Raw genomic sequence first — 21952 nt, forward strand, 5'->3', positions numbered from 1 at the left:
GCATCGCGGCTGCAACGTTCCCGAGCGCGCCTTGAAGCTCCTCGCCCTCTCGACCTCGACCCCGCGCGGCAGCGCCGCCCTCTTCGAAGCTGCGGACGTGGACCTGCACGCCGTGGCGGCGGCGTCGCGCGGCGGCGCGCGCTCCACCGCCGGCCTCGCCGCGGCGCCGGCGGCCGGCGCGCGGCTGCTCGCGGCGACGACCTACGCCGACCTGCACGGGCACGCGGAGCGCATCTTCGGAGCCGTCGACGAGGTGCTCGCCGCCGCAGGCCTACCGGCCGCGGCGGTGCAGGCGCTCGGCTGCGACGTGGGGCCCGGCTCGTTCACCGGGGTCCGGGTGGCGGTCGCGGCGGCCAAGGGCGTCGCGCTGGCGCTGGACGTCCCGGTCGCCGGCGTCACCTCGCTCGAGGCGATGGCCGCCGCCGCCTTCGCTGCCGGCGCGGCGAGCCCCGGCGATCTCGTGGTCCCGCTGATCGACGCCAAGAAGGGCGAGCTCTTCCTGGCCGCCTTCGACGCGCCCGCGGCGGCGCCTTCGATCCCGCCGCGCCACCTGCCGCGCGACGCGGCGTTCGATGTCGTGGCCGAGCTCGCCGCGGGGCGCCGCATCGTCGTCGTCGGCGCCGTCGCCGAGGAGATCGAGGCGCTCCGGCCGCTCGCCGCGCGGGGCGACGCCCTGGATTTCCCTGACGCGGCGTGGATCGGGCGCCTCGCGATCGACCGGCTCCGGGCGGCCGCCGCGGGCGGCGAGCGCGGGCCAGCGGCGGCCCCGCACGATCCGGCGCTCCTGGAGCCGCTCTATGTGCGCGCGCCGGACGCGAAGCCGGCCGAGCTGGGATACACTCCGCCCCGATGATCAGCTCGCCTGAAGGGGACGGCGTCGCACCCGACGCGGAGCGCGAGGCCTCGAGCCCCAGCGACGCGGAGCGCGCTCCGTCGCCCGCCGCGGCAGCGGACTCTGCTCGTTCTCCCTCCGCCACCGCCGCGCAGCGCGACGAGCCCGCCGCCCTGTCCGCCCCCGTGGAGTCGGCCGAGCCGGGGCCCGATCCCGAGCGGCTCCGCGCCCGGTTCGGCCGCCCGTTCGAGGCCGGTGACGTCATCTTCCGCGAGGGTGAGCCCGGGACCGAGGCGTACCTCCTCGAGGAAGGGCGGGTCCGGCTCATCAAGAAGGTCCGCGGCGCCGAGCGCAGCCTGATGGTCCTGAAGCCCGGCGATCTGTTCGGCGAATCCGCGCTCCTCGGCGGCGCGGCGCGCTCGTCGACGGCGATCGCGCTCTCTCGCGGGGTCGCGCTCGCGCTCGATCAGGGCACGCTGCAGAACCTCGTCGAGCGCAACCCGGCCGTCGCGATGCGCATCATCAAGCAGCTCGTCGGTCGGCTCCGCGACGCGGAGGACCAGATCGAGATCATGATGCTCACCGACACGCAGTCGAAGGTCGTGAACGCGCTCCTCAAGCTCGCGCAGCACTCGCGCGCCACCGGCGGCGCCGCGTCGAACGGGGCCTCGTTCGCGATCTCGCCGATGGAGCTGTCCACCCGCGTCGGCCTCGACGTCGACACGGTGAAGCGCGCCGTCCAGCAGCTCCGGGAGGGCCAGTACCTGCGCGTCGCTGACGAGCGCCTCGAGATCCCCGATATCGAAGCGCTGCGGAGGTTGTTCGGCCTGCTGGGTCTCAAGGACGAGATCCGTGGCGAACAGTGACGAGCAGGAACCGCCTGCGCCACCATCCTACGCCGACCTGACAATTGCTGGAAGCCGAATCGGGATCCTGAGAACGCGCCGCGTCTTCCAGGGAGATTCGCAGGTTGACGTGACAAGCGGCCTGGTTTACTCAGGGTTCCCCGCAGGGCAGGCGAAGTCCCGTCCTGACAATGTGCCGCGCCGCGGCATCGATCGGCAGCGGATTCAAGATCGCACATGACCTCGCAGCGACACAGGACAGCAGCGACCCGCGCGGGGTGCATCCGCGGCGCGGCTGCTGTCCTGTCGATGGGGTCGCTGTTGTCGTTTGCGTCCGTCGCGTCGTTTGCGTCCGTTGCGTCCGTCGCGCCTCTCACGCTCGCGTCGTGCGGCGGCGCGCAGCCCTCGGCGCAGACGAGCGACGCGCGGTCGCTCGCGGAATATGATCTCGCGCGCGACGCGTTCCAGCGCGGCCGCCTGCGCGAGGCGCTGGCGCACGTCGAGCAGGCGCTCTCGCACGACGAGGACAACGCCGAGGCGTCCTATCTCGGCGCCTTGATCCTGCTCGGCTTCTGCGCGGGTGATGCGCAGTCCAGCGACTGCCGCTTCGACAGCGCCGAGAAGATGGCGCGGCGGGCCCTCGAGGCGAACCCGGAGATGCGGGACGCGAAGAACGCGCTGGGCGTCATCCTCGTGCATCAGCGGCGCTACGACGAGGCGATCGCGGTGCTCAAGCCGCTGACCGAGGACATCCTGTACGCCTCACCGGAGAAGTCGTGGGGCAACCTGGGCTGGGCGTACCTGCTCAAGGGCAGGAACGACGAGGCGATCGACGCGCTACGCCGCGCGGTTGCCGCGCAGCCGCTCTTCTGCGTGGGGCAGTACCGGCTCGGCCTCGCCTACGAGAAGCGAGGCGAGCTCGATCTGGCGCGCGAGGCCCTGACGAGGGCGGTCGAGACCGACCAGCCGGAGTGCACGCGGCTGCAGGACGCGTTCGACGCGCGCGCCCGCATCGCCGAGAAGAGGGGGCTCGTGGACGACGCGCGCGCCGATCTCGAGCGGTGCCGGGAGATCAACGCGACGACGGCCGTGGGGCAGCGCTGCGCTGCACAGTTACAGACGTTGCAATAGGGCCTCGGCGCGCCGCTCTACGAGAAGTACAGAGGGGTGCGCTAGGGGGTTGAGCAACGGTTCTCAGGGTGAGTAGAGTGACGACCGAATGACGATGGGTGGAATGGGATGGAGTCGATCGGACGCTACCTGAGACGCACGCGTGAGGCCCGAGCCATGAGCGTGGAGGAAGTCGCCCGCGCCACGCGCATCCCGGTGATCTCCATCGAGCGAATCGAGGCAGATCATTTCGACGACCTGCCCGGCGAGGTGTTCGTTCGGGGGTTCTTGAAGGCGTATGCTCGCGCGGTCTCGCTCCCGATGGAGGAGGTGTTGGCCCGATACACGGCGAGCCGCCGGATCGCGCTGGTGACACCGCTGCCCATCGCGGCGCCCGCGCGCCGCACCCAGAGCAGGCGCTTCGGGGTCGCGATCGCGTTCGTGTTGCTGCTCATCCTCTTCACGCTGGCGCTCAGCATCGTGCTCAGGCCCCGCGGCCACGACATGCCGCCGGAGCTGTCGGAGGGCACGCTCGCGAGGGCTCGTACCTCCCTCTCGGCCTGAGGGCCAAATTTTCGCCGGGCGCTCGCGCGCGGTTCGCGCCATAACCGCCGGTACCTGCCATGCCTCGATCGGTTCGCCCGCGGACGGAGCGCCTCCGGACCGGGGCGCTCCTGGTCCGGCGTGTACCTTTCGGTGAAGCCGACCTCCTGGTCGGGCTCTTCACCGAGCAGGGGGGGCTCATCTCTGCCACGGCGCGCGGCGCGCGCCGCTCGGCCAAGCGCTTCCCGGCGCTCGAGCCGATGCACCTGCTCCGCGTGACCCTGGAGATCCGTCCGGGCGCGGAGCTCGCCCAGCTCACGGAAGCGGCGATCGAGCGCCCGCGCCTGCGCCTCGCGGCGGATCTCGGGCGCCTCGAGGTGGCCGGGCGCGCGCTGCGCTGGGTGCGGGAGATCGCGCCGGCGCACACCGCCGAGCAGGCGGCGTGGAGCGAGCTGAACCAGCTGCTCGACCGCCTCGACGAGGTGTCCACGCCTCCTCCCCAGGCGCTGCTCGCGGAGACAGGCCTGCGCCTGCTCGTCGCCTTCGGCTGGGGCCTCGAGCTCACGCAGTGCGTCCGTTGCGGGCGCGCCTGCGACACGACGCAGTCGGCCTGTGCCGACCCGGCGCGCGGCGGCCTCGTCTGCCGGGCCTGCGGCGGCGGACCCGTCGTGCTGCGGCCGGAGCCGAGGGAGCGGCTGCTGGCAGCGATGCTCGGCGGCGCGCCGATCCCGGAAGAGGACGTCCCGCTCGCGCTCGACCTCGTCGAGGGCGCGCTCACCGCGCACGCGAGCGGGAACTAGAGCGGCGGGCACCCGCGTCTAGCGGTTCGGAGTCACGCCACGGCTCGCCAGAAGCGGGTCATCGCGCGCGGTGCTTCGGGCGGCCCCTCGATCTCCACGTAGGGCCGGCCTGGCGCGGCGCGAGGGAACGAGAAGCTCCCGGTGTTCGCGTAGCCGTCGCCGAGCGCCTCGCGGTGCGTGTGGCCGAAGACGACCAGCTTCGCGCCGGTCGCCCTCGCGACACGGCCGGCGCTCTCGGCCAGGCGCTCGGCGACCGTGCCGGCGTAGCGGTTGTGCCCGCTCGCCCAGCTCGCGCCCATCAGCAGCGCGCCGAGCCCGAGCGCCGCGGCGCCGGTCCCCCGCGCGCCGAGCCCGAGCGCCGCGATCCCGGCGCCCATCGACAGCGTCGCGATCACGCGATCGAAGTACAGCCGCGTGAACGTGCGCGCCGCGCTCTCCAGGGTCGGCGTGGCCCCGAGCCCGACGAGCGCGTCGGCCATCGCGCGCGGCACTTCGAGCTCGTGCGCGAAGCGCTCCATGGCCGCGGCGCCCACCGTGGCCTCGCCTCCCGCGCGGTAGAGCGGTCCGCTCTTCAACATCGCGCCGAGCGCCGCGTGGAAGTAGCGGTAGATGACGTAGGGCGCGCGAGGGCCGTACCAGGTGAACGCCGACAGGAACAAGCTGAGCGGCGTCTGATCGTTCGCCTGCAGATAGCGGTGCGCGCCGGTCGGCGCGATGAACTCCTCGACGAAGTGAACGCCGAGGCTGCGCTCGCCGACCACGAGCGGGTGAGCCGGGGCGTTGTCCGGATCGTACAGGTGGCCGTGCTCCAGATGGATCGCCCCCTCTCGGAAGAACCAGGGCGTCGTGCGGATCCGCGACCGGGGCTCGCCGGTCACCTCGAGCGCCTCCGCCAGCGCCACGGGGAAGTCGGGCGCCCCGACCTCGGCGTCGTGATTGCCACCCGCCAGCCAGAGCTCGCCGCCGCGGTCGAGGTGCTCGGCGAGCGCCGCCCGCGCGGTCGGGTGCGCGAGCAGCGCCTCGCGCAGCGCACGCGGCCGGGGCATCCAGGGCGACTCGGAGGAGAGATCGAACAGATCGCCCGCGACCACGATGCGTGCCCCCCGGTGGGCCTCCACGAACCGGGCAAGATCGGCGGTCACGTCGCGCGGCGTCTGGCGCACGAGATGGAGATCGGCGAGCACGACCGTGCGGCGCTGCGTCATAACCTTCCTTATCCATCACGTCCGTCCGGGCGCTGCAACTCGCCGCCAGCCGCGCGATCTCGGCTGGTGGCCATGTGGAGGAGGGCCGCCCACCGGGCTCAGCGCTCGTCTGTCGCATCCGTGACGGTCGCGTCGCGGCCCGATGTCGCCGCCGGGACGCGGCGCTTCATCGCTTCATCGCTTCATCGCTTCATCGCTTCATCGCTTCATCACCGTTACCGTTGCCGCGCGGCCCTGGCACGGGCTCGACGCCTGCGCCGCTGCGTCCCATGCAAGCGGGCATGGAAGGCTCGGCGCGGACGCGACCCTCGGCCCAGCGGGCGAACGGTGGACTGCTCGCAGAGATCACCCGTGCCCTGACGGGCAAGGACATCGAGGCCCTCTCCCGGATCTACGCGGAGGACGCCGTGATCGAGGAGGTGAGCAGCCGCGATCCGCCGGCCCACCCCAGCGTCACCAGCGGGAGGCACGCGATCCTGGAGCGGCTCAAGAGCGACCTCTTTCGCGATCCGATCTCGGGCTGGGAGCGCCAGCTCGACTCGATGGAGATCCTGGACGGAATCGAGACCGACGAGGGGCTGGCGTACACGGAGGTGCGCGTCTATGTGGCCGGCGATCGTGTCGTCGCGCAGCACCTGGCCCGCAAAAAGAACGGACTCATCGGCCACGATCGTGTCGTCGTCGCCTGGGACGCGGACTGAGCCAGCGCCAGCGAGCGGCGGCCCTCACGCGCCTGCGAGGGCTGCGCTGCTCGCGCGGCGCCGATGCTGCGCTGCTCGCGCGGCGCCGACGCTGCGCTGCTCGCGTGGCGCCGATGCTGCGCTGCTCGCGCGGCGCCGATGTAGAGTAACGCCGTGACCACCGCCGTCCTCCTCAGCTGCCACGGCACCGTCGAGCGGCTCGACGATCTGCCCGCATTCGTCACCAACATCCGCCGCGGCAGGCCGGCCCCGCCGGAGGTGATCGACGAGGTCCGCCGCCGCTTCCAGGCGATCGGCGGCTCGCCGCTCATGCGCATCACGCAGGCCCAGGCGGACGCGCTCGCCGCGAGGCTCGGTCTCCCGGTCGCCATCGCCGGGCGCCTCTGGCACCCGTACCCGGCCGAGGTGCTCGGCGCGCTCCACCGCAGCGGCGTGAGGCGCGTCGTCTCGCTGCCGCTCGCGCCGCAGTCCGTCGACGTCTACCACGCCGTCGTCCGCGACGCGGCCGCCGAGCAGGGTGGCATGGAGGTCCGGTGCGTGCCCGCGTGGGGGCTCGAGCCGGCGCTGATCGACGCCTTCGTCGAGGTGATCGACGAGGCGCTCGCGCGCATCCCCGAGGAGGGCCGGGCGAAGGTGGCGGTGATCCTCTCGGCCCACAGCCTCCCGCAGCGGATCATCGCCGCCGGAGATCCGTACGAGCGCCAGTTCCGCGCGATGGCCGCCGAGGTGGAGCGCCGCATCGCCGCCCGCGGGAACCCGGTGCTCGTCGCCTTCCAGAGCCAGGGCATGACCGGCGACGCGTGGCTCGGTCCGGATCTGCGGTCGACGTTCGACGGCCTCGTCGCGCGCAGCGTGCGGGAGGCGCTGATCGCGCCGATCGGCTTCGTCGCGGATCACGTCGAGACCCTCTACGATCTCGACGTGGAGGCGCAGGTCTTCGCCCGTGAGGCGGGCCTCGCGCGGCTCTCCCGGGCGCCGGCCGTGAACACGCGGCCGCGCTTCATCGACGCCCTGGAGGCGCTCGTCCGGCGCGAGCTCGCGCAGGCCGCGCCGTAGGCGGCGCCGCGCCGGCTCAGCGCTCGCTGATGCGGCGCTTGCGCGGGAGCCTCGATACGCTCGCGCGGAGGAGCCCCGGGGCGTGCCTCGAGAGCGACACCCCGAGCTTGCCGTGGGCGGTGACGATCACCTCGGCGCGCCGCGCGATGATGCCGTCCATGATCTGTCGCGCCGCCGTCTGCGCCGGCATGACGAGCCAGCGCGGCACGGGATCCGGGGCGCCCTCGTGCAGGTTGCCCGCGTTGTCGATCCGGCGGATCTCGCTCGCCACGTACCCCGGCGCGACGTGCGTGACCGCGACGCCCTCGGCGTGGAGCTCCGCGCGCAGCGTCTCGGCGAGGGCGCGCACTGCGAACTTGCTCATCGTGTAGGCGCCCACCGCGGGGACCGCGAGGTAGCCGAGGACGCTGCCGACGAGCGCGACGCCGCCGCGCGATCGCTTGAGCTCCGGCAGCGCGGCCTTCACGGTGCGCAGCGCGCCGAACACGTTGGTCTCGAACTGCCGGCGGAAATCGTCGAGCGCGAGCTGCTCGACGCGCCCCGCCACGCTGAACCCGGCGTTCGCGACGGCGATGTCGAGCCGCCCGAACGCCTCGCTCGCCTGCGCGACGGCGCGCTCCACGTCGCCGTCGCGCGTGACGTCGCACGGGGTCGCGAGCGCCTCGCCGCCGGACCGCCGGATCTCCGTCGCGAGCGCCTCGATCCGCTGGGCCCGCCGCGCCGCGAGGACGACCCGGCCGCCACGCCGGGCGACCTCCCGGGCGAGGGCCTCGCCGATCCCCGACGACGCGCCCGTGATGAGAACGACCCGCCCGGCGAGCTTGCTTGCCATGGACGCCCGCATACCACGATCGCGGGAGCGCGCGCCCTGGCGCGCCCGCGCGCGCTCGCTCATGCTCGGCCTTTCGCCGTTCGGTCGCACCGGTGGTGTCGGTTACGATGGCCTGACCCGGCTCGACCGGGCGCCGCGTCTCAGCGTCTCAGCGTAGGTTTGCGTTCGTCTTGCGTAGGTTTGCGTAGGTTTGCGTTCGTCTTGCGTGCGGTCGTGCACGATTGACGAACGGTCGCGCACGGTTGCGCACGGGGTGACATGCGAAGCCACTCGATCCGCCGCTCTCTTGCCGCTCTCCTCGTCGCCGCCGCCTGCGCGGCCACCGCTCCCGCCTCCGGCGAGCCGTCCCCCTCGCTTTCGCGCGCGGAGGCGCTCCTTGCGCAGGGCGACTACGCGGAGGCCGAGAAGGTCGTCCTCGGCCTCCAGGGCGGGAAAGATCGCGCCGCGGCGCTGCTCGCGAAGGCGCGGATCGAGCTGCTCACGGGCCGCTACGACGACGCGGCGAAGACGGCGAAGGCCGCCGCCGCGCTCGGCAAGGAGGCGCGGATCGCCGCCGCGCCGCTCCGGGCCGAGGCGCTCGCGCGCCGCGGGAAGATGGTCGAGGCGATCGCGGCGGTGCGCGAGGTGGAGCGGGAGGACGAGGCCCGCCGCGCGCGGCTCGTGCTCGGCGAGCTCCTGATCGAGTCGGGCAAGCGGGGCGAGGCGCGCGCGCCGCTGATGACGATCATCGACGACTACAACGACGACAAGATCACCGCGAGCGACGCGGAGGGGCTGTCGCTCGTCGGGCGCGCGGCCCACCTGCTCCGGAGCGCGCGCGACGCGAACGACGCGTTCAACGCGGCCGAGAAGGTCGGCGGCAAGCAGCGGGTCGAGACGTTGCTCTGGCGGGCCGAGCTGTTCCTCGACAAATACGACCCCGGCCACGCCGGTCAGGTCGTGAAGGAGGCGCTCAAGCTCGCGCCGAAGGATCCGCTTTGCCGCGTCGCCATGGCGCGCGTCAAGCTCGAGAGCGCGATGGACTTCGGCGGTGCCGACAGCGAGGTCGCGCAGGCGCTCTCCGTGAATCCGAACCTCGCCGAGGCGTATTTCGTCCGCGCCGGGCTCGCGCTCCGCGACATGGACATCGACGCCGCGGACGCCGCGGCCGACCGCGGGCTCAAGGTGAACCCGAACGACCTCGCGCTGCTCTCGATCAAGGCGGCGGGCCGCTTCCTCGCCGACGACGCGGCCGGCTTCGAGGCCATCAAGGCGAAGGTGCTCGGCCTGAACCCTGAGTTCTCGCGGTTCTTCCAGATCGTCGGCGAGTTCGCGGAGTGGGAGCATCGCTACGACGACATCGTCAAGATGATGGGGGAGGCGACGCAGGTCGATCCGAACGACGCGAAGGCGCACGCCACGCTCGGCCTGAACCTGATCCGCGCCGGCGACGAGAAGAGCGGCGTGCTCTCGCTCCAGAAGGCGTGGGACAAGGACCGCTTCAACGTGCGGGTCTTCAACACGCTGAACCTCTACGAGAAGGACATCGCGACGCAGTACGTGACCGTGGAGGGGCAGACCTTCCGCGTCCGCTACCACAAGCAGGAGCGCGCGATCCTCGAGCGGTACGTGCCGCGCATGCTCGAGGAGGCCTGGGGCTCGATGGTGAAGCGGTACGGCTTCACGCCGAAGGTCCCGGTCTCGATCGAGCTCTACGCGTCGACGGAGAACTTCAGCGTCAGGACGAGCGGCCTGCCCAACGTGGGCATCCAGGGCGTCTGCTTCGGCCAGACGCTCGCGGCGTTGAGCCCGGCGGCGGGGGAATTCAACTGGGGGAACGTGCTGTGGCACGAGCTCGGGCACGTCTTCGCGATCCAGCTCTCGAAGAACCACGTCCCGCGCTGGTTCACCGAGGGGCTCAGCGAGTACGAGACGATCGTGCGGCGGCCCGAGTGGCACCGCGAGGAAGATCCGGCGCTGTTCGCCGCCCTGAAGGGCGGGAGGATCCCGGCGGTCGAGGGGTTCAACCGGGCGTTCACGCACGTCGACAACATCGAGGACGTGACGATGGCTTACTTCGCGGCGAGCCAGATCGTCGTCTTCATGGCGGGCGAGTTCGGCTTCCCGAAGGTGGTCTCGATGCTGCCCCGGTGGGCCGCGGGCAAGCGGACGCAGGAGGTGGTGAAGGAGTCGCTCGGGATCAGCGCGGAGGAGCTCGACCGGCGCTTCCGCGCGTGGCTGAAGCCCCGCCTCGAGCGCTACGAGAAGCAGTACGTCCCGGATCTGCACGCGCCGCCGCTCGACGAGGCGCGCAAGGCGGCGGCGCGCGCCCCGAAGGACGCGAAGCGGCTCGTCGAGCTCGCGCTCGCGCTGTTCGAGGACGGGCAGCGCCAGGAGGGCGAGGCGGTGCTCGCCGAGGCGCTCCGGGTCGACCCGAAGCAGCCCGACGCGACCTACCTCAAGGTGCGGGCGGCCTTCGCCGAGAAGAAGCCCGACGAGGCGGCGAGGCTCTTGAGCAAGATGATCGCCGACGGGCACGACGGCTACGTCGTGCGGATGAAGCTCGCGGATCTCGCCGAGCTGAAGAAGGACGCGGCGAAGATGAAGGCGAACCTCGAGGCGGCGTCGCGCCAGGATCCCACGCAGGCCGAGCCGCTCCAGGGGCTCTACGATCTCGCGCGCCGGCAGAAGGACGCGGCGGGCGAGCTCTCGGCGCTGCGCCGGCTCGCGCTCCTCGACCAGCACGATCGTCGTGTCTGGCGGCGGCTGCTCCGGCTGCTCGTGGAGCGCGGCGCGTGGGAGGAGGCGCGCAAGGTCGGCGAGGGAGCGATCTTCGTCGACGTGGCGAACCCGGAGATCCACCGGCTCTATGCGCGGGCGCTGGCCCGCACGGGGCGGCACGTGTCGGCGATCTACGAGCTGAACAGCGCGCTCCTGTCCGGGCCGAAGCCGGGGGACGCGGCGGAGATCTACGGGGAGCTCGCCAAGGCGTACGCGAAGATGAAGCGGGACGACTACGCGAAGCAGGCGCTCGAGTACCAGAAGACGATGAAGGGAGCGTCGCCGCCTGCGCCGCGGGCGATGCCGGATTGAGGTTCGGGGCTTGGGGCGAGGTGTGAGCGGGGAGGGGAGGGCGGAGATCCCGGCTGCACGCGCCGGAGGGGGTCTCCGCGCGGCAGGGCGCGGGGGGGCGCTCGGCCATCCGCCGAGGCGGGAGCGCGGAGCTTGCGCTGAGAACACCGCCCGGCATGTCTCCCTTCGGGCCTTGCCACCTGGGACGTTTCGTCGCGCGCCACACAAGGCGCGCCTGAGAGGTGGAGCCCGCTGGGACCCTATGGCACCTCGGTCGGTGCTCGCCGCGCCCACCCGCGCCCTGCCGCGCGGAGACCCCCTCCGGCGCTCGCGTGGTGCCAGGTCAAAATCGCCGCGCGCTGGGTGAAGATGCGCGGGGTCCGCCCCGCCGGCGAACCGGGAACGGTTAGGAGGAGGCAGCGGAGAGCCTTCGGCGAACCGGGAACGGTTAGTGAGGAAGCAGCAGGAAGCCCTCGGTGAACCGGAAACGGTTAGGAGGAGGCAGCTGGGGAGCCCTCGGTGAACCGGAAACGGTTAGGAGGAGGCAGCTGGGGAGCCCTCGGTGAACCGGAAACGGTTAGGAGGAGGCAGCTGGGGGCCCTCGGTGAACCGGAAACGGTTAGGAGGAGGCAGCTGGGGAACCCTCGGTGAACCGGAAACGGTTAGGAGGAGGCAGCTGGGGAACCCTCGGTGAACCGGAAACGGTTAGGAGGAGGCAGCTGGGGAGCCCTCGGTGAACCGGAAACGGTTAGGAGGAGGCAGCTGGGAGCGCTCGGTGAACCGGAAACGGTTACGGGGAGGCCGCTGGGAGCCCTCGAGGAACCGGAAGCTGCGCCCCCTGCTTCCGTACCGCGCGCGCAAGGAGGGGCGCCTTCCGCGCAAGGCCCTCCAGGCTGAGCTCACCCTCGCAGTACATCCGGTACCACTCCTGCCGGAACGAGACGACGTTCTCGCCGTCGCCGAGCTTGAGCCGCTTCAGCATCGTCTGCGCGCGATCGCGGACCTCCGGCGGGCAGCGGTCGGTCAGAACCATCTGGCAGGACGGCAGGATGATCTCGAACCAGCCGTCGCCGACCTCGAACGGATCCAGGACCTGATCGGCGCGGAGCGCGCTCTTGCTGCTGTTGATCCATGCCGCGGCGTACCGAAAGTTGGTCCACTCATAGGCGAGGCTGGGATCTTCATCTCGCGAGACGAAGTGGTCGATGGTTCCTGGCGTCGAGAGCCACATCGCCGTGTAGCCGCATAGATCCTTGAAGGCGGCCCGCAGATCGCGCGCAGCGCGGCGCCAGTACCCCGGCGTGCTCCTGGCGCCGCCCCTGGCGAGCCAACGCTGGCCGGGTTGTCGGACGTTGATGTTGAAGTCCGCGGGCTCAGGCGGGCGCTCGAAAGGGATCATGCGCCGGCCTGCTCCCGGCGCACGATCCAGCGCGGCCAGAAGCGATCCTGATCCGGCAAGAGGCGCACGAGCTCCCGATGGATCTCCTCCTCGCTCCGGAGCCCCTCCGGTAGCGCGCCGGTCTCGCCGCGCATGAGCGCCTCTGCAGCCTCGATGGCGCGCTCCGCCTCGATCGAGCGCCCCTGCTCCAGGCCGAACACCGGCGATGTGAGCCAGCCGATCGCATCGCCGCGCTTCGCCCATGGGAGCTCGCGCACGGTCACGTCGGCGCCGTCGAGCTCGAACACGAACAGCTTGTCCCTGGTCGGCTTGAAGTGCGGCTCCATCGATGCGAGCACGAGGGGCGAGTGCGTCGTCAGCAGCACCTGCGGGCGCATCGACGGGGAGAGCCCGCTCAGGGCACCGAGGAGCGCGGGGACGATGTGGCGTTGCCACCTGGGGTGCAGGTGCGTCTCGGGCTCCTCCATCAGCACGACGATGCGATCCGAGGGCTGCCAGCCGATCAGGCGTGACGCCTGCACGTGCTCCGACCAGGACCACGCGATGAGGTAGGAGAGCGCGAGGATCCGCTTCATCCCGGCGGACGCGTGGACGATGGGGATCGTGCCGTACGGAAGCTCGACGGTCGGGAACTTGCGCACGTCGTCAAGGTAGAGCCGCACCGGCTTGCCGGGCTTCATCGTCTCCTCGGGATGAGAAAGCTGATCGAGCACGCGGCAGAGGAGCTCGAACGGGTGAGCCCCGTCGTTGTCCGCCGCCTCGAGCTGCCACGTCACCCAGTCCTGGACGAGCCCGTTGCAGACGGGTTTGCCCTCGTGAACGAGCCCGTCCCAGAGCTGTCTTTCCTCGAAGAGATAGGGCTGGGGATCGGGCGAAGGCGATGACGAGAGCCGGTACAGAGCGCTGCCCATCGAGGGAATATTTCGACAGGGATCCCAGACGGAGCACGCGCCATTCGTACGGACGTGGAGCACGGGGACCAGGCCGCGCACCCACGAAGAGATGACCACCCCGGAAGGAGTATTGGTCCAGCTTCGGCCCATGTCGCGGCCGAACCTGTCGCGCCACTGTTGAGCAACACGATCGTACTTGCTTTCGAACTGCTTGAACTTGGTGCCCGGCTCGGCTTCCCCGGAGATGCGCGCGCTCGCTTCCTTACCCGGCTGCGGCAGCACGGGCCGCTCCGTCCACGTTCCGGTGAGCGCCCACCAGGCGACCTCCAGCACGAAGCTCTTACCGAGCCCGTTGTCGCCGGTGAGCACGTTGAGCCGCTCGCCGAGCTCCAGGTCGAGCCGGTCGGCCGGCCCCACGCCTTCCACGTGCAGCGATCGCAGCATCGTGGTTCCGCGTACCACACCCGCCGCGGTCCAGGCCATCGCGCTGCCTGTGCGCCCGTCCTTCGACGCCCGTAGCGCCGAGGGGAGGGTCTGCGCGGCGGCCGCGGGTGGGCGCGGCGAGCACCGACCGAGGTGCCATAAGGTCCCAGCAGGCTCCACGTCTCAGGCGCGCCTTGTGTGGCGCGCGACGAAACGTCCCAGATGGCATGGCCCGAAGGGAGACATGCCGGGCGGTGTTCTCAGCGTAAGCTCCGCGCTCCCGTCTCGGCGGATGGCCGAGCGCCCACCCGCGGCCGCCGCGCAGACCCTCCCCTCGGCGCGGCCCCCCGGAAGGACCGCCTCCCTCGGCGCCCTATTCGTCCTCCGCCTCGCCCTTGTCCCCCCGCAGCCCGAGCGCCTTGAACTTCTTGTACAGGTGGCTCCGCTCGAGCCCGAGCCCCCGGGCCGTCGCGGCCATCTGCCCTCCGTGATGGCCGAGCGCCTCCTCCAGGATCGCCCGCTCCGCCTCTTCCGCGAGCACCCGGAACGGCACCCCCGGCCGGAAGAGCCCGCCCTTCATCGCGGCCTGCTGCCCTCCGAGGCAGACCTTCACGTCGCCCTCGTCGATCGTCTCGTCGGGCGTCAGGATCACCAGCCGCTCGATGATGTTGCGCAGCTCCCGCACGTTCCCCGGAAAGCTGTAGGCGACCAGCACGCCCATCCCGCCGTCCGTGAACGCCATCCCGGGCCTATCGTTCGCCTGCGTCGCGAGCGCGAGGAAATGCCGCGCGAGCTGCGGCACGTCCTCGCGCCGCGCGCGCAGCGGCGGCAGCGACAGCGGCAGCACGTTCAGCCGATCGTAGAGATCCGGCCGGAACTGCCCCTCCCGGCACGCCGCCTCGATGTCGCGGTTCGTCGCGGCCACCACGCGCACGTCGACCTTGATCGTCTCGTGCCCGCCCACGCGCTCGATCTCCCGCTCCTGGAGCACCCTGAGCAGCTTCGCCTGCATCGCGAGCGGCATGTCCCCGACCTCGTCGAGGAACAGCGTCCCGCCGCTCGCGCGCTCGAACTTGCCTCGCCGCTGCTTCGTGGCGCCCGTGAACGCGCCGGCCTCGTGCCCGAACATCTCGCTCTCGATGAGCTCGCTCGGGACCGCGGCGCAGTTCATCTTCTCGAGCGGCCCCCGCGCCCGCTTCGACGCGCCGTGGATCGCGCGCGCGACGAGCTCCTTGCCGGTGCCGCGCTCGCCCGTCACGAAGACCGTCGCGGTCGCCTTCGCCGCGCGCGCGATCTGCTCGCGCAGGTCGAGCATCGCCCGGCTCTCTCCGATGAGCTCGCCGACCTGGCCGGTCTGCGTCCGCAGCGCCTTCGCCTCGGCCTCGGCGCGGACGAGGCGCAGGGTGTTCTCGAGCACGAGCAGCAGCCGATCGGTCGAGAGCGGCTTCTCCAGGAAGTCGATCGCCCCGAGCCGCGTCGCGCGGACGGCGGCGTCGACCGTCGCGTGGCCGCTCATCATCACGACGGGCAGCTCCGAGCCGGAAACGCGTATCCGCTGGAGCAGCTCCACGCCGTCACCGTCGGGCAGCGAGACGTCGAAGAGCGCGATGTCGTAGCTCCGCTTCGCGAGCTTTTCTTCGGCCACCCCGACGCCGCCGGCGACGTCGACCGTGTAGCCCTCGAGCGACAGCGCCTTCTGGAGGGTCGTCAAGATCGCCCGCTCGTCATCGAGCACCAGCACATGTCCGCGCGGCATGTCTGCCACCGTAGCGCGGAACCGCCGCGGCCGATGCCCGCGCTCCGGCGGAGCGCGGCAGCGGGAAGCGGGACGCGGGACGCGGGACGCGGGACCAATGACGCCTGCCCAGCTTCCGCGACGCTCCACGTCGGCGCGCGTGGAGAAAGGAGGATCCGGCTTGCGCGCGCTATGGTAGCTTGGCCCAGGATGTCTCCCGACGGTCTCGCGACGGCGGAAGGAGATCTGGAGCGGACGCCGTTCGCTCATCTTTTCGTCTATGCCGTCGAGCATCGGCTGACCGGCGCGCTCATCCTGGTGGAGCCCACGGGCGCCGATCACACGCTGCGGATCGTCCGGGGGAACCCCGTGAAGATCCGTCCGAGCGACGGGTACGCGCGGCTCGGGGAGATCCTGCTCGAAGAGGGGGTGATCACCGCCGAGATCCTGGCCGAGGCGCTCGCGACAAGGGGCCTCCTGGGGGACGTGCTGCTGCTGTCGGGGTGCGTCGACGCCGCGACCATCGACTGGCTCGCCCAGGTCCAGTTCGTGCGGCGGATGGTGCGCCTGTTCGATCTGCCCCCGGAGACGAAGTACCGCTACTTCGACGGCCTCGACGCGCTGGCCGAGTGGGGGGGAGATCCCGCGAAGGTCGATCCCCTCGCGCTCCTCTGGGCGGGGCTGCGCGATCACGGCGAGCGCTCGACGCGCCTCCAGCGGACCCTGGAGCGGATCGGGGCCGTGCCCCTCCGCCTGCACCCCGCCCTCGAGCCCGGCCGCTTCGGCTTCCGCGAGGGCGAGCTCGCGGTGATCGAGGCGCTGGAGAGCTCCACGCCCACGCTCGCCGCGCTCCTCCGATCCGGGGTCGCGCCGGAGCCGACCGTGCGCAAGCTCATCTACGCCCTCGCGATCACCCGCTACCTCGATTTCGGGACGGGCGTGCCCGTGGGCGCGGAGCTCTCGTCGAGCGTGCCGCCCGCCAGCGCGGCGAGCCTGTCGCTCGGGCGCGTGCAGCTGCGCGCGACCGTCCATCGCGTGGGCGCGGCCGCGCCGGATCCGGCCGGCGACGGGGAGCGCGCGCCGGTGCTCGCGCGCGGCCGCCGCCGGGATCGCCCTTCCTCGGAGCCGTCGCCCATCTCGATCGTCGCCGGCGCGTCACCGCTCAGCGGAGGCTCGCTCTCCGCGGCGGTGGCCGCCGAGCTCGCCAGCGCCGCCGGCCTCGACGTCGGCCGCGCGGCGAGCGAGCCGTCCGAGACCGTCCGAGACCGCGAGCCGTGGGGATCGCTCGCTCCGGCCGACGAGGGCGCTGGCGGTCCGCCGCGTCCCGAGGACCCCTGAGGCGAGCCACCCGCTATATAGGCCGCCGCGATGCCTGCGCCCGCGCGACGCCTGCTCCCCGCTCAGGTCCACCTCCCCTCCGGCGGCGTGGCGCGCCTGTCGGACGCCGCCGCGCGCGCTCGCGCTTCGTCCGTCTTCGGCGCTCCCGCAGGCCGCGGCGGCGAGCGCGCATCCCTCGGCAGGTGCGCGCTCGACGTGCAGGTCCTCGCGGGCCCGTCGGTCCTGGCCGACGCGCGCGGCGCGCCGCTGGATCCTCTCGGCCTCCCGCTCACCGACGCCCATGTCCTGCGCGCGCTCCTCGCGTCTGCCGGCGTCGTGCCCGAGGCGCCAGGCGCCTACACCTGCGAGAACTGCAGCGCCCCGTTCGAGGTCGCCCCGTCGGGCCTGCTGGAGATCGGGCCGTTCACCGATGGCGAGCTCGACGATCCCGAGCTCGATCGCCCGTTCGACTTCGGCGTGTCGCACCCGATCCCGGCGCTGCGCGTGGGTCGCTCCGTCTGCCGCGCCGTGCGGCTCGTCGAGCGCACCGTCGAGGAAGCGATGCCGCTCCTCCGCCTGCCCGACGACGGCGTCCTGCGCGTCACGCCGTCGCTGGTGGTGGCCATGGGGATCGCGGCGCTCGGCCGCGAGCGCCGCGCGCCGGTGATCGCCGACGCGCTCGCCAGCGCTCCCGACGAGGCGTGGGCGGCGATCGTCGACCTCTACCACGAGGCGCGCTACCCCGCGCGGCTCCTCGCCGTCTACCGCTGCCAGGGCTGCGGCGCCCGCAACGATCTCGACGTGCCGCTCGATCGGGAGCTCGCGCGCGCCCCGCTGCGCGCTGCTGGAGTGGACGGAGCGGACACGGACGAGCTCGGGGAGCCCCGCCCGACGAGGCCAGGGGCGAGGGCTCGGGCGAGCGCCTCGAGCGCCTTTCCGGATCTCGACGGCTTCGAGGCGCGCGTCCGCGCCGCGGCGGGGCGCATCTACGAGGCCCGCGGCGTGCGGAACATCGATCTCTTCATCGACGCAGGCGTGCCGGCCTGCGACGACGGAGGCGAGCCGCTGCTCGGCTGCTACACGCCCGGGACACCCGCGGATGCGCTCGGGATCGCCCATCCTCCGGAGATCAGGATCTTCTATCGGACGTTCCGGTCGGAAGCCCGCGAGGATCCCGGCTTCGACATCGACGCGGAGATCGAGGAGACGATCGACCACGAGGTGACACATCACCTGCACCATCTGGCTGGCAGCGATCCGCTCGACGACGAGGAGCACGAGCAGATCACGCGCGAGGAGCTGCGCCGGGTGGGCCACGCCGAGGCGGTGCGGCGCGCCCGGCGCGGCGCCCTGTCGGACGTCGCCGGCTTCGTGCGCGCGACGTGGCCGGCCTGGCTGATCGCGGCCGTCGGAACGGCCCTCGCGTGGTGCGCAGGCGGGCGCTGACGTCCAGCGCCGCGCGGGGCAAGCGCGACCGTGCGCCCGCCGCTTTCTTCGAAGCGGGAGGATGAGCTGTCTATACTGCCGGGACAGCAAGAAGATGTGCCGGGGAATACCGGCTCCTCGAGCGCGCTGTGCTTTTGCCGAGGATCGTGAAGACGAAGAGCTCGCCGGCCCGCACGGCCGGGTCCACCAAAGCGCCACGTCCAGCCAAGCGGGGTGGCGGTGCGCAGAACCGCCGGGGAAGTCCGGATGCGGTCGAGAAGCGCCGGGCTGCGCGCCGGTTCAACGAGCTGCTCCTGGGCGGCGGCGGCCGCGCCGGAGACGGCCGTACCGAGCGCCGGCGCCGGCGCCTGCTCGCCGAGCTGGCCGAGGGGGTCGCGCGGCGAGGCAAGCGCGCGCTCAAGCCGATCGACGTGCTGTCGCGCGTCGAGGAGCTCCTGGCGCTGGGCGAGCCGCTCGCCTCGATCCGCAAGGCGTACCCGCCCCCGCCCCCGGTCGAGGTGACCGCCGAGCTCGTGGAGGGCCTGAGGCACCTCCACCGCGCCTACGGTTTCTCCGCGGACGTGTACCGGTTCGTCGGGCTCGACGCGCACGCGCTGCGGAAGGCCGGGGTGCTGCGGGGCGGCGAGCGCGGGGACGAGCGCGGGGACGAAGAGGGGCGTGTCCGCCGAGGCAGCGCGCCGCGGGGCAGCTTGACCTTGCCTGCCGGCGCGGGGATAACCCGCTCCGATGCGCGCGAGAACGCTGAAGCTCCCCCTCGGCGCGGCCGCCATGGCGGTCGTGTGCGCGGCGTCGACCGGCCTGTCGCTCCGCGCTGAGGCCCAGCCAGCGGCCGCCGCGGACGCCCCGGTGGCGCGCGTCGGCGACGCGGCGATCACGGCGTCGGAGGTCGAGCGCAGGCTCGCGCAGGTCCCGCCGTTTCAGCTCCAGACCTTCGGGCGTACCCCGGAAGAGATCCGGAAGAACTTCGTCAACCAGGTCCTCGTGCGCGAGCTGCTCCTCGCCCAGGGGGCCGCCGCGCAGAAGCTGACGGAGCGCGCCGACGTGCAGGATCGCGTGCGCGGCGTCCTGCGCTCCGCGCTGCTGCAGCGGATCCAGGCGGAGGCGGCGGCGAGCTCCCCGGTGACGGACGAGGAGGTCCGCGCCTATTACGAGGCCCACCGCGACAGGTTCAGCTCCCCGGCGATGGTGGCGCTCTGGCGCATCCTCGTCGCGACGCGCGGGGAGGCCGAGGCGATCCTGGCCGAGCTGAAGAAGGACCCGTCACCCCAGCGTTTCAAGGAGATCGCCCGCGAGAAATCGCTCGACAAGGCGACGAGCATGCGCGGCGGCGATCTCGGCTTCGTGGCGTCCGATGGCACCACGTCCGAGCCGGGGCTGAAGGTCGACCCGGGGCTCCTCTCGGCTGCCGCCGGGGTGAAAGACGCGGAGCTCGTGCCCGAGCCCGTGCCCGAGGGCGATGGCTTTGCTGTGCTGTGGCGGCGCCAGAGCAGGAAACCCGTGAGCCGCTCGCTCGAGCAGGAGGCGCCGTCCATCCGTCAGATCCTCGCGCACGGCAAGGCGGAGGCGCAGGTGAAGCAGCTCCTCGATCGCCTGCGAGCGCAGGACGTCTCCGGTCACGCCCCCGAGATCGTGGACCTCATCGACATCACCTCGACGGGGGATCTGCAGCCGAAGAGGCGCCCGGGCACCCTCGCGAGCGGTCGGCGTCCGGGCGCGCCTCCGCCGTCGCCCGTGCCGCGTCACGACATGCGCTGAGTCGGCCGGCGCGCACGGATGGGCGCTCGACACCCGCGGGCGCAGCGCCGCCGAGGGCGACACCCCCGAGGGCGCTGACGGCGTGTCAGCTGAAGGCGATGGCGAGCGCGATGGCGGCGAAGCCGGAGGCGATGGTGAGCGCGAGCGCGGCGATGCTCCCGGCGCGTCGAGCGCGCTCCGCCGCGTCGGGGTGGAGCGCGTAGACGCCCAGGAGCAGCGCCATGGACGCCTTGCCCGGTACCCGGAGCGAGGCGGAGAGGACCTGCTCGGCTCCCTTGGTGCCGCCCGTGATGAGCATGGCCAGCGCGCCGAGCGGGCCGGCCATGAGATCCCAGCCGCACGCGTAGAGCCCGAAGCGGAGCGCGCGCCGGCGCTCTGGCCGCGCGCCCTGGCGCCGTGCCCCGAGGTCGAGCGCGGCGCCGTGCAAGGTGTGCGCGAGCACCATCCACACGGTGACCGCCGGAACGCCGATCGCGAGCCACTGGAGGGCGCTCGCGCGTGCGGCCGGGTTGCGAGCCAGCTCCAGCGCAAGGCTCGGCAGCGCCAGCGCGATGAGGGGCAGGAGGGCGGCGATCATCGACAGGATCGCGAGCGTCTCCGCCAGCAGGGCGAAGCGCATGGCCGCGGGGAGCGCGCCGTCGGGGATCGTCGCGAAGAACGTCTCGGCTCCCAGCGTGGTCGCCCTCGAGGTGGCCCAGAGCCGCGACCAGACCCCGCCGATCGGGCGCTCCCACGGGACGATCGCGACGACCCCCGAGCCCTCGTCGCTCGCCGCGGAGCACCCGGCGCAGTCGGGCTGTCCGCAGCACGCGCAGAGCACCGCCGCGGGGACATCGAACGTCTCGTCGTCCCGCGAGAGCTCACGGCGTACGCTGGCAGATCGCTTGGCCATTGCGCACCTTCGAGCAGCGGACAAAGGCCACTCCCATCAAGGTTACGTCGCACGGGCGAGCCTGTCGACCCGAGATGCCACCTGCCGCGCGCTGCTCAGTGCAGCACCTCGTCGCCCCGCCGCCGCTGCCCCGTGGGGAGGTCGTCGATCCTTCCTCCGAAGAACGCGGCGGTGAACAGCGCGAGCAGCGCGATCGCCCCGGTCGCGTAGAGCCCGTAGCCCCACGTGAAGCGGACGGGACGGAGCAGCGTGCTGCCCGGCGTGAACATCAGGCGCATCGCGACGGTGACGAGGGCGACCGCGGCGAGGAAAGCGACGGCCACGCGGGCGCCGCGCATCTTGTGGATCGACCTCCGGGTCAGCGCGAGCGGGATCATCACGAAGAACGCGACCGCCGGGGCCCACATCCAGCCGAGCCGTCGCGCGAGCCCGAAGCCGCTGAGGTCGCGGAGCTCGGGGGCCGTCTCGTGGATCCACGGCGCGAAGAACGCCGCGAGCCCGAGGAGCGCGAGCGCGAGCAGGGCGCCCCGGCCGCGCCCGGCGTAGGTCCACGGGAGCGGTTCCATGTGCGGCGGGAGCGGCTCGTCAGGCTCTTCTTGGAGCGCGTCGTACGAGGGGGGAAGCTTCGCGAGCGCCTCCAGCCGGAGGCCGCAGGCGGGGCACGTGGACGCCTCTTTCGCCTCGAACATCTCCCGGCAGAAGGGGCAGGCGTGAAGCCCGGTCATCGAGGCGGGAAGATAGCGCACGGCGAACGGCGCGCGGGGCGGGGCCGCATTCCGGGGTTCCACCGGGGCGGGGCTTAGCCCATAGTTGCGTCCCATGGGCAAGCGTGATCGGCTCTCGGACGATGAGATCGCCGGGTTCGTCGCTGCTCACCCGGGCTGGGTGCGAGCGGGCGAGCAGATCGAGCGGAGCTACTCGTTTCCGGATTACGGGACCGGCGTTGGCTTCGTGATGAAGGTCGCCCTCCTGGCCGAGCGGCGCGATCATCACCCGGAGATCGTGCTGTCGTGGGGCAAGGTGCGGGTCGCGTGGTCCACGCATGACGCTGGCGGTCTGACCGCGCTCGACCTGGAGCTGGCCGAGCTGACCGACCGCTTGAGCGCGGGCTGACGCT

General features: G+C 72.3%; 20 protein-coding genes. 13 read left to right on the forward strand and 7 right to left on the reverse strand.

The window, feature by feature from the left end:
- The first annotated feature begins 31 nt into the window (after positions 1-31).
- From tsaB to recO, 5 genes are all read left to right on the forward strand, one after another.
- Positions 32-853 carry a tRNA (adenosine(37)-N6)-threonylcarbamoyltransferase complex dimerization subunit type 1 TsaB gene (gene tsaB / locus WMF34_RS08840; protein ID WP_012234310.1) on the forward strand — a complete coding sequence of 274 codons (822 nt, stop codon included), beginning with the start codon at positions 32-34 and terminating at the stop codon, positions 851-853.
- Positions 850-1698 carry a Crp/Fnr family transcriptional regulator gene (locus WMF34_RS08845; RefSeq protein ID WP_012234311.1) on the forward strand — a complete coding sequence of 283 codons (849 nt, stop codon included), beginning with the start codon at positions 850-852 and terminating at the stop codon, positions 1696-1698. Before tsaB ends, WMF34_RS08845 begins: the two co-directional genes overlap by 4 nt.
- 216 nt (positions 1699-1914) lie before the next feature.
- Positions 1915-2808, forward strand: coding sequence for a tetratricopeptide repeat protein (locus tag WMF34_RS08850; protein WP_012234312.1), 894 nt, complete (start codon positions 1915-1917; stop codon positions 2806-2808).
- A gap of 108 nt (positions 2809-2916) precedes the next feature.
- The gene (locus tag WMF34_RS08855; RefSeq protein WP_044964367.1) at positions 2917-3351 is read left to right on the forward strand and encodes a helix-turn-helix domain-containing protein; all 435 of its coding nucleotides are present in this window, start codon (positions 2917-2919) and stop codon (positions 3349-3351) included.
- Between the two features lie 59 nt (positions 3352-3410).
- The gene (recO, locus tag WMF34_RS08860; protein ID WP_012234314.1) at positions 3411-4130 is read left to right on the forward strand and encodes a DNA repair protein RecO; all 720 of its coding nucleotides are present in this window, start codon (positions 3411-3413) and stop codon (positions 4128-4130) included.
- A gap of 32 nt (positions 4131-4162) precedes the next feature.
- Here recO and WMF34_RS08865 read toward each other — a convergent pair whose 3' ends face one another.
- Complete coding sequence (locus tag WMF34_RS08865) at positions 4163-5335, reverse strand: hypothetical protein (protein ID WP_437993002.1); 1173 nt, start codon at positions 5333-5335, stop codon at positions 4163-4165.
- 281 nt (positions 5336-5616) lie between these two features.
- Here WMF34_RS08865 and WMF34_RS08870 point away from each other — a divergent pair, with 281 nt between their 5' ends.
- Complete coding sequence (locus WMF34_RS08870) at positions 5617-6036, forward strand: hypothetical protein (protein ID WP_044964370.1); 420 nt, start codon at positions 5617-5619, stop codon at positions 6034-6036.
- 153 nt (positions 6037-6189) lie between these two features.
- Complete coding sequence (gene hemH / locus WMF34_RS08875) at positions 6190-7092, forward strand: ferrochelatase (RefSeq protein ID WP_012234317.1); 903 nt, start codon at positions 6190-6192, stop codon at positions 7090-7092.
- Between the two features lie 16 nt (positions 7093-7108).
- On the opposite strand, the gene WMF34_RS08880 is transcribed toward hemH, so the two are convergent.
- A complete protein-coding gene (locus WMF34_RS08880) occupies positions 7109-7924 on the reverse strand; it encodes an SDR family oxidoreductase (RefSeq protein WP_044968100.1) in 816 nt (271 codons plus the stop codon).
- Positions 7925-8182: 258 nt separating this feature from the next.
- Here WMF34_RS08880 and WMF34_RS08885 point away from each other — a divergent pair, with 258 nt between their 5' ends.
- On the forward strand, positions 8183-10996 hold the full coding sequence (locus tag WMF34_RS08885; RefSeq protein WP_012234319.1) for a tetratricopeptide repeat protein: 2814 nt from the start codon (positions 8183-8185) through the stop codon (positions 10994-10996).
- 769 nt (positions 10997-11765) lie between these two features.
- Here the strand turns inward: WMF34_RS08885 and WMF34_RS08890 are convergent.
- The 3 genes from WMF34_RS08890 to WMF34_RS08900 all read right to left on the reverse strand — a co-directional run bounded on the left by WMF34_RS08890 (position 11766) and on the right by WMF34_RS08900 (position 15446).
- Positions 11766-12374: a hypothetical protein gene (locus WMF34_RS08890; protein WP_437993003.1), complete on the reverse strand. Its 609-nt coding sequence runs from the start codon at positions 12372-12374 to the stop codon at positions 11766-11768.
- Complete coding sequence (locus WMF34_RS08895; protein WP_437993004.1) at positions 12371-13711, reverse strand: AAA family ATPase; 1341 nt, start codon at positions 13709-13711, stop codon at positions 12371-12373. Before WMF34_RS08895 ends, WMF34_RS08890 begins: the two co-directional genes overlap by 4 nt.
- A gap of 352 nt (positions 13712-14063) precedes the next feature.
- Positions 14064-15446: a sigma-54-dependent transcriptional regulator gene (locus tag WMF34_RS08900; protein WP_012234326.1), complete on the reverse strand. Its 1383-nt coding sequence runs from the start codon at positions 15444-15446 to the stop codon at positions 14064-14066.
- Positions 15447-15635: 189 nt separating this feature from the next.
- Here WMF34_RS08900 and WMF34_RS08905 point away from each other — a divergent pair, with 189 nt between their 5' ends.
- From WMF34_RS08905 to WMF34_RS08920, 4 genes are all read left to right on the forward strand, one after another.
- On the forward strand, positions 15636-16763 hold the full coding sequence (locus WMF34_RS08905; protein ID WP_437993005.1) for a hypothetical protein: 1128 nt from the start codon (positions 15636-15638) through the stop codon (positions 16761-16763).
- A gap of 30 nt (positions 16764-16793) precedes the next feature.
- Positions 16794-18188 carry a metallopeptidase family protein gene (locus WMF34_RS08910; RefSeq protein ID WP_437993006.1) on the forward strand — a complete coding sequence of 465 codons (1395 nt, stop codon included), beginning with the start codon at positions 16794-16796 and terminating at the stop codon, positions 18186-18188.
- 146 nt (positions 18189-18334) lie between these two features.
- Positions 18335-19003, forward strand: a complete 669-nt coding sequence (locus WMF34_RS08915; RefSeq protein ID WP_437993007.1) for a hypothetical protein — start codon at positions 18335-18337, stop codon at positions 19001-19003.
- Complete coding sequence (locus WMF34_RS08920) at positions 18915-19943, forward strand: peptidylprolyl isomerase (RefSeq protein WP_437993008.1); 1029 nt, start codon at positions 18915-18917, stop codon at positions 19941-19943. Before WMF34_RS08915 ends, WMF34_RS08920 begins: the two co-directional genes overlap by 89 nt.
- A gap of 85 nt (positions 19944-20028) precedes the next feature.
- Here the strand turns inward: WMF34_RS08920 and WMF34_RS08925 are convergent, their stop codons facing one another.
- Positions 20029-20835, reverse strand: a complete 807-nt coding sequence (locus WMF34_RS08925) for a hypothetical protein (protein ID WP_437993009.1) — start codon at positions 20833-20835, stop codon at positions 20029-20031.
- A 95-nt stretch (positions 20836-20930) separates the two neighbouring features.
- The gene (locus WMF34_RS08930) at positions 20931-21560 is read right to left on the reverse strand and encodes a hypothetical protein (RefSeq protein WP_231864751.1); all 630 of its coding nucleotides are present in this window, start codon (positions 21558-21560) and stop codon (positions 20931-20933) included.
- A 94-nt stretch (positions 21561-21654) separates the two neighbouring features.
- Here WMF34_RS08930 and WMF34_RS08935 point away from each other — a divergent pair, with 94 nt between their 5' ends.
- Positions 21655-21948 carry a 4a-hydroxytetrahydrobiopterin dehydratase gene (locus WMF34_RS08935; RefSeq protein ID WP_437993010.1) on the forward strand — a complete coding sequence of 98 codons (294 nt, stop codon included), beginning with the start codon at positions 21655-21657 and terminating at the stop codon, positions 21946-21948.
- Positions 21949-21952 lie beyond the last annotated feature (4 nt).

Origin of the sequence: Sorangium sp. So ce145 (assembly GCF_051525985.1) — a bacterium.
In the GTDB taxonomy this organism is placed as follows: Bacteria; Myxococcota_A; Polyangia; order Polyangiales; family Polyangiaceae; genus Sorangium; species Sorangium cellulosum_B.

Coding starts and splice junctions, on each gene's coding strand:
- WMF34_RS08845 (WP_012234311.1), top strand. CDS start 850: ATGATCAGCTCGCCTGAAGGGGACGGCGTCGCACCCGACGCGGAGCGC.
- WMF34_RS08850 (WP_012234312.1), top strand. CDS start 1,915: ATGACCTCGCAGCGACACAGGACAGCAGCGACCCGCGCGGGGTGCATC.
- WMF34_RS08855 (WP_044964367.1), top strand. CDS start 2,917: ATGGAGTCGATCGGACGCTACCTGAGACGCACGCGTGAGGCCCGAGCC.
- recO (WP_012234314.1), top strand. CDS start 3,411: ATGCCTCGATCGGTTCGCCCGCGGACGGAGCGCCTCCGGACCGGGGCG.
- WMF34_RS08865 (WP_437993002.1), bottom strand. CDS start 5,335: ATGACGCAGCGCCGCACGGTCGTGCTCGCCGATCTCCATCTCGTGCGC.
- WMF34_RS08870 (WP_044964370.1), top strand. CDS start 5,617: ATGGAAGGCTCGGCGCGGACGCGACCCTCGGCCCAGCGGGCGAACGGT.
- WMF34_RS08880 (WP_044968100.1), bottom strand. CDS start 7,924: ATGGCAAGCAAGCTCGCCGGGCGGGTCGTTCTCATCACGGGCGCGTCG.
- WMF34_RS08885 (WP_012234319.1), top strand. CDS start 8,183: ATGCGAAGCCACTCGATCCGCCGCTCTCTTGCCGCTCTCCTCGTCGCC.
- WMF34_RS08890 (WP_437993003.1), bottom strand. CDS start 12,374: ATGATCCCTTTCGAGCGCCCGCCTGAGCCCGCGGACTTCAACATCAAC.
- WMF34_RS08895 (WP_437993004.1), bottom strand. CDS start 13,711: ATGCTGCGATCGCTGCACGTGGAAGGCGTGGGGCCGGCCGACCGGCTC.
- WMF34_RS08900 (WP_012234326.1), bottom strand. CDS start 15,446: ATGCCGCGCGGACATGTGCTGGTGCTCGATGACGAGCGGGCGATCTTG.
- WMF34_RS08905 (WP_437993005.1), top strand. CDS start 15,636: ATGTCTCCCGACGGTCTCGCGACGGCGGAAGGAGATCTGGAGCGGACG.
- WMF34_RS08910 (WP_437993006.1), top strand. CDS start 16,794: ATGCCTGCGCCCGCGCGACGCCTGCTCCCCGCTCAGGTCCACCTCCCC.
- WMF34_RS08920 (WP_437993008.1), top strand. CDS start 18,915: ATGCGCGCGAGAACGCTGAAGCTCCCCCTCGGCGCGGCCGCCATGGCG.
- WMF34_RS08925 (WP_437993009.1), bottom strand. CDS start 20,835: ATGGCCAAGCGATCTGCCAGCGTACGCCGTGAGCTCTCGCGGGACGAC.
- WMF34_RS08930 (WP_231864751.1), bottom strand. CDS start 21,560: ATGACCGGGCTTCACGCCTGCCCCTTCTGCCGGGAGATGTTCGAGGCG.
- WMF34_RS08935 (WP_437993010.1), top strand. CDS start 21,655: ATGGGCAAGCGTGATCGGCTCTCGGACGATGAGATCGCCGGGTTCGTC.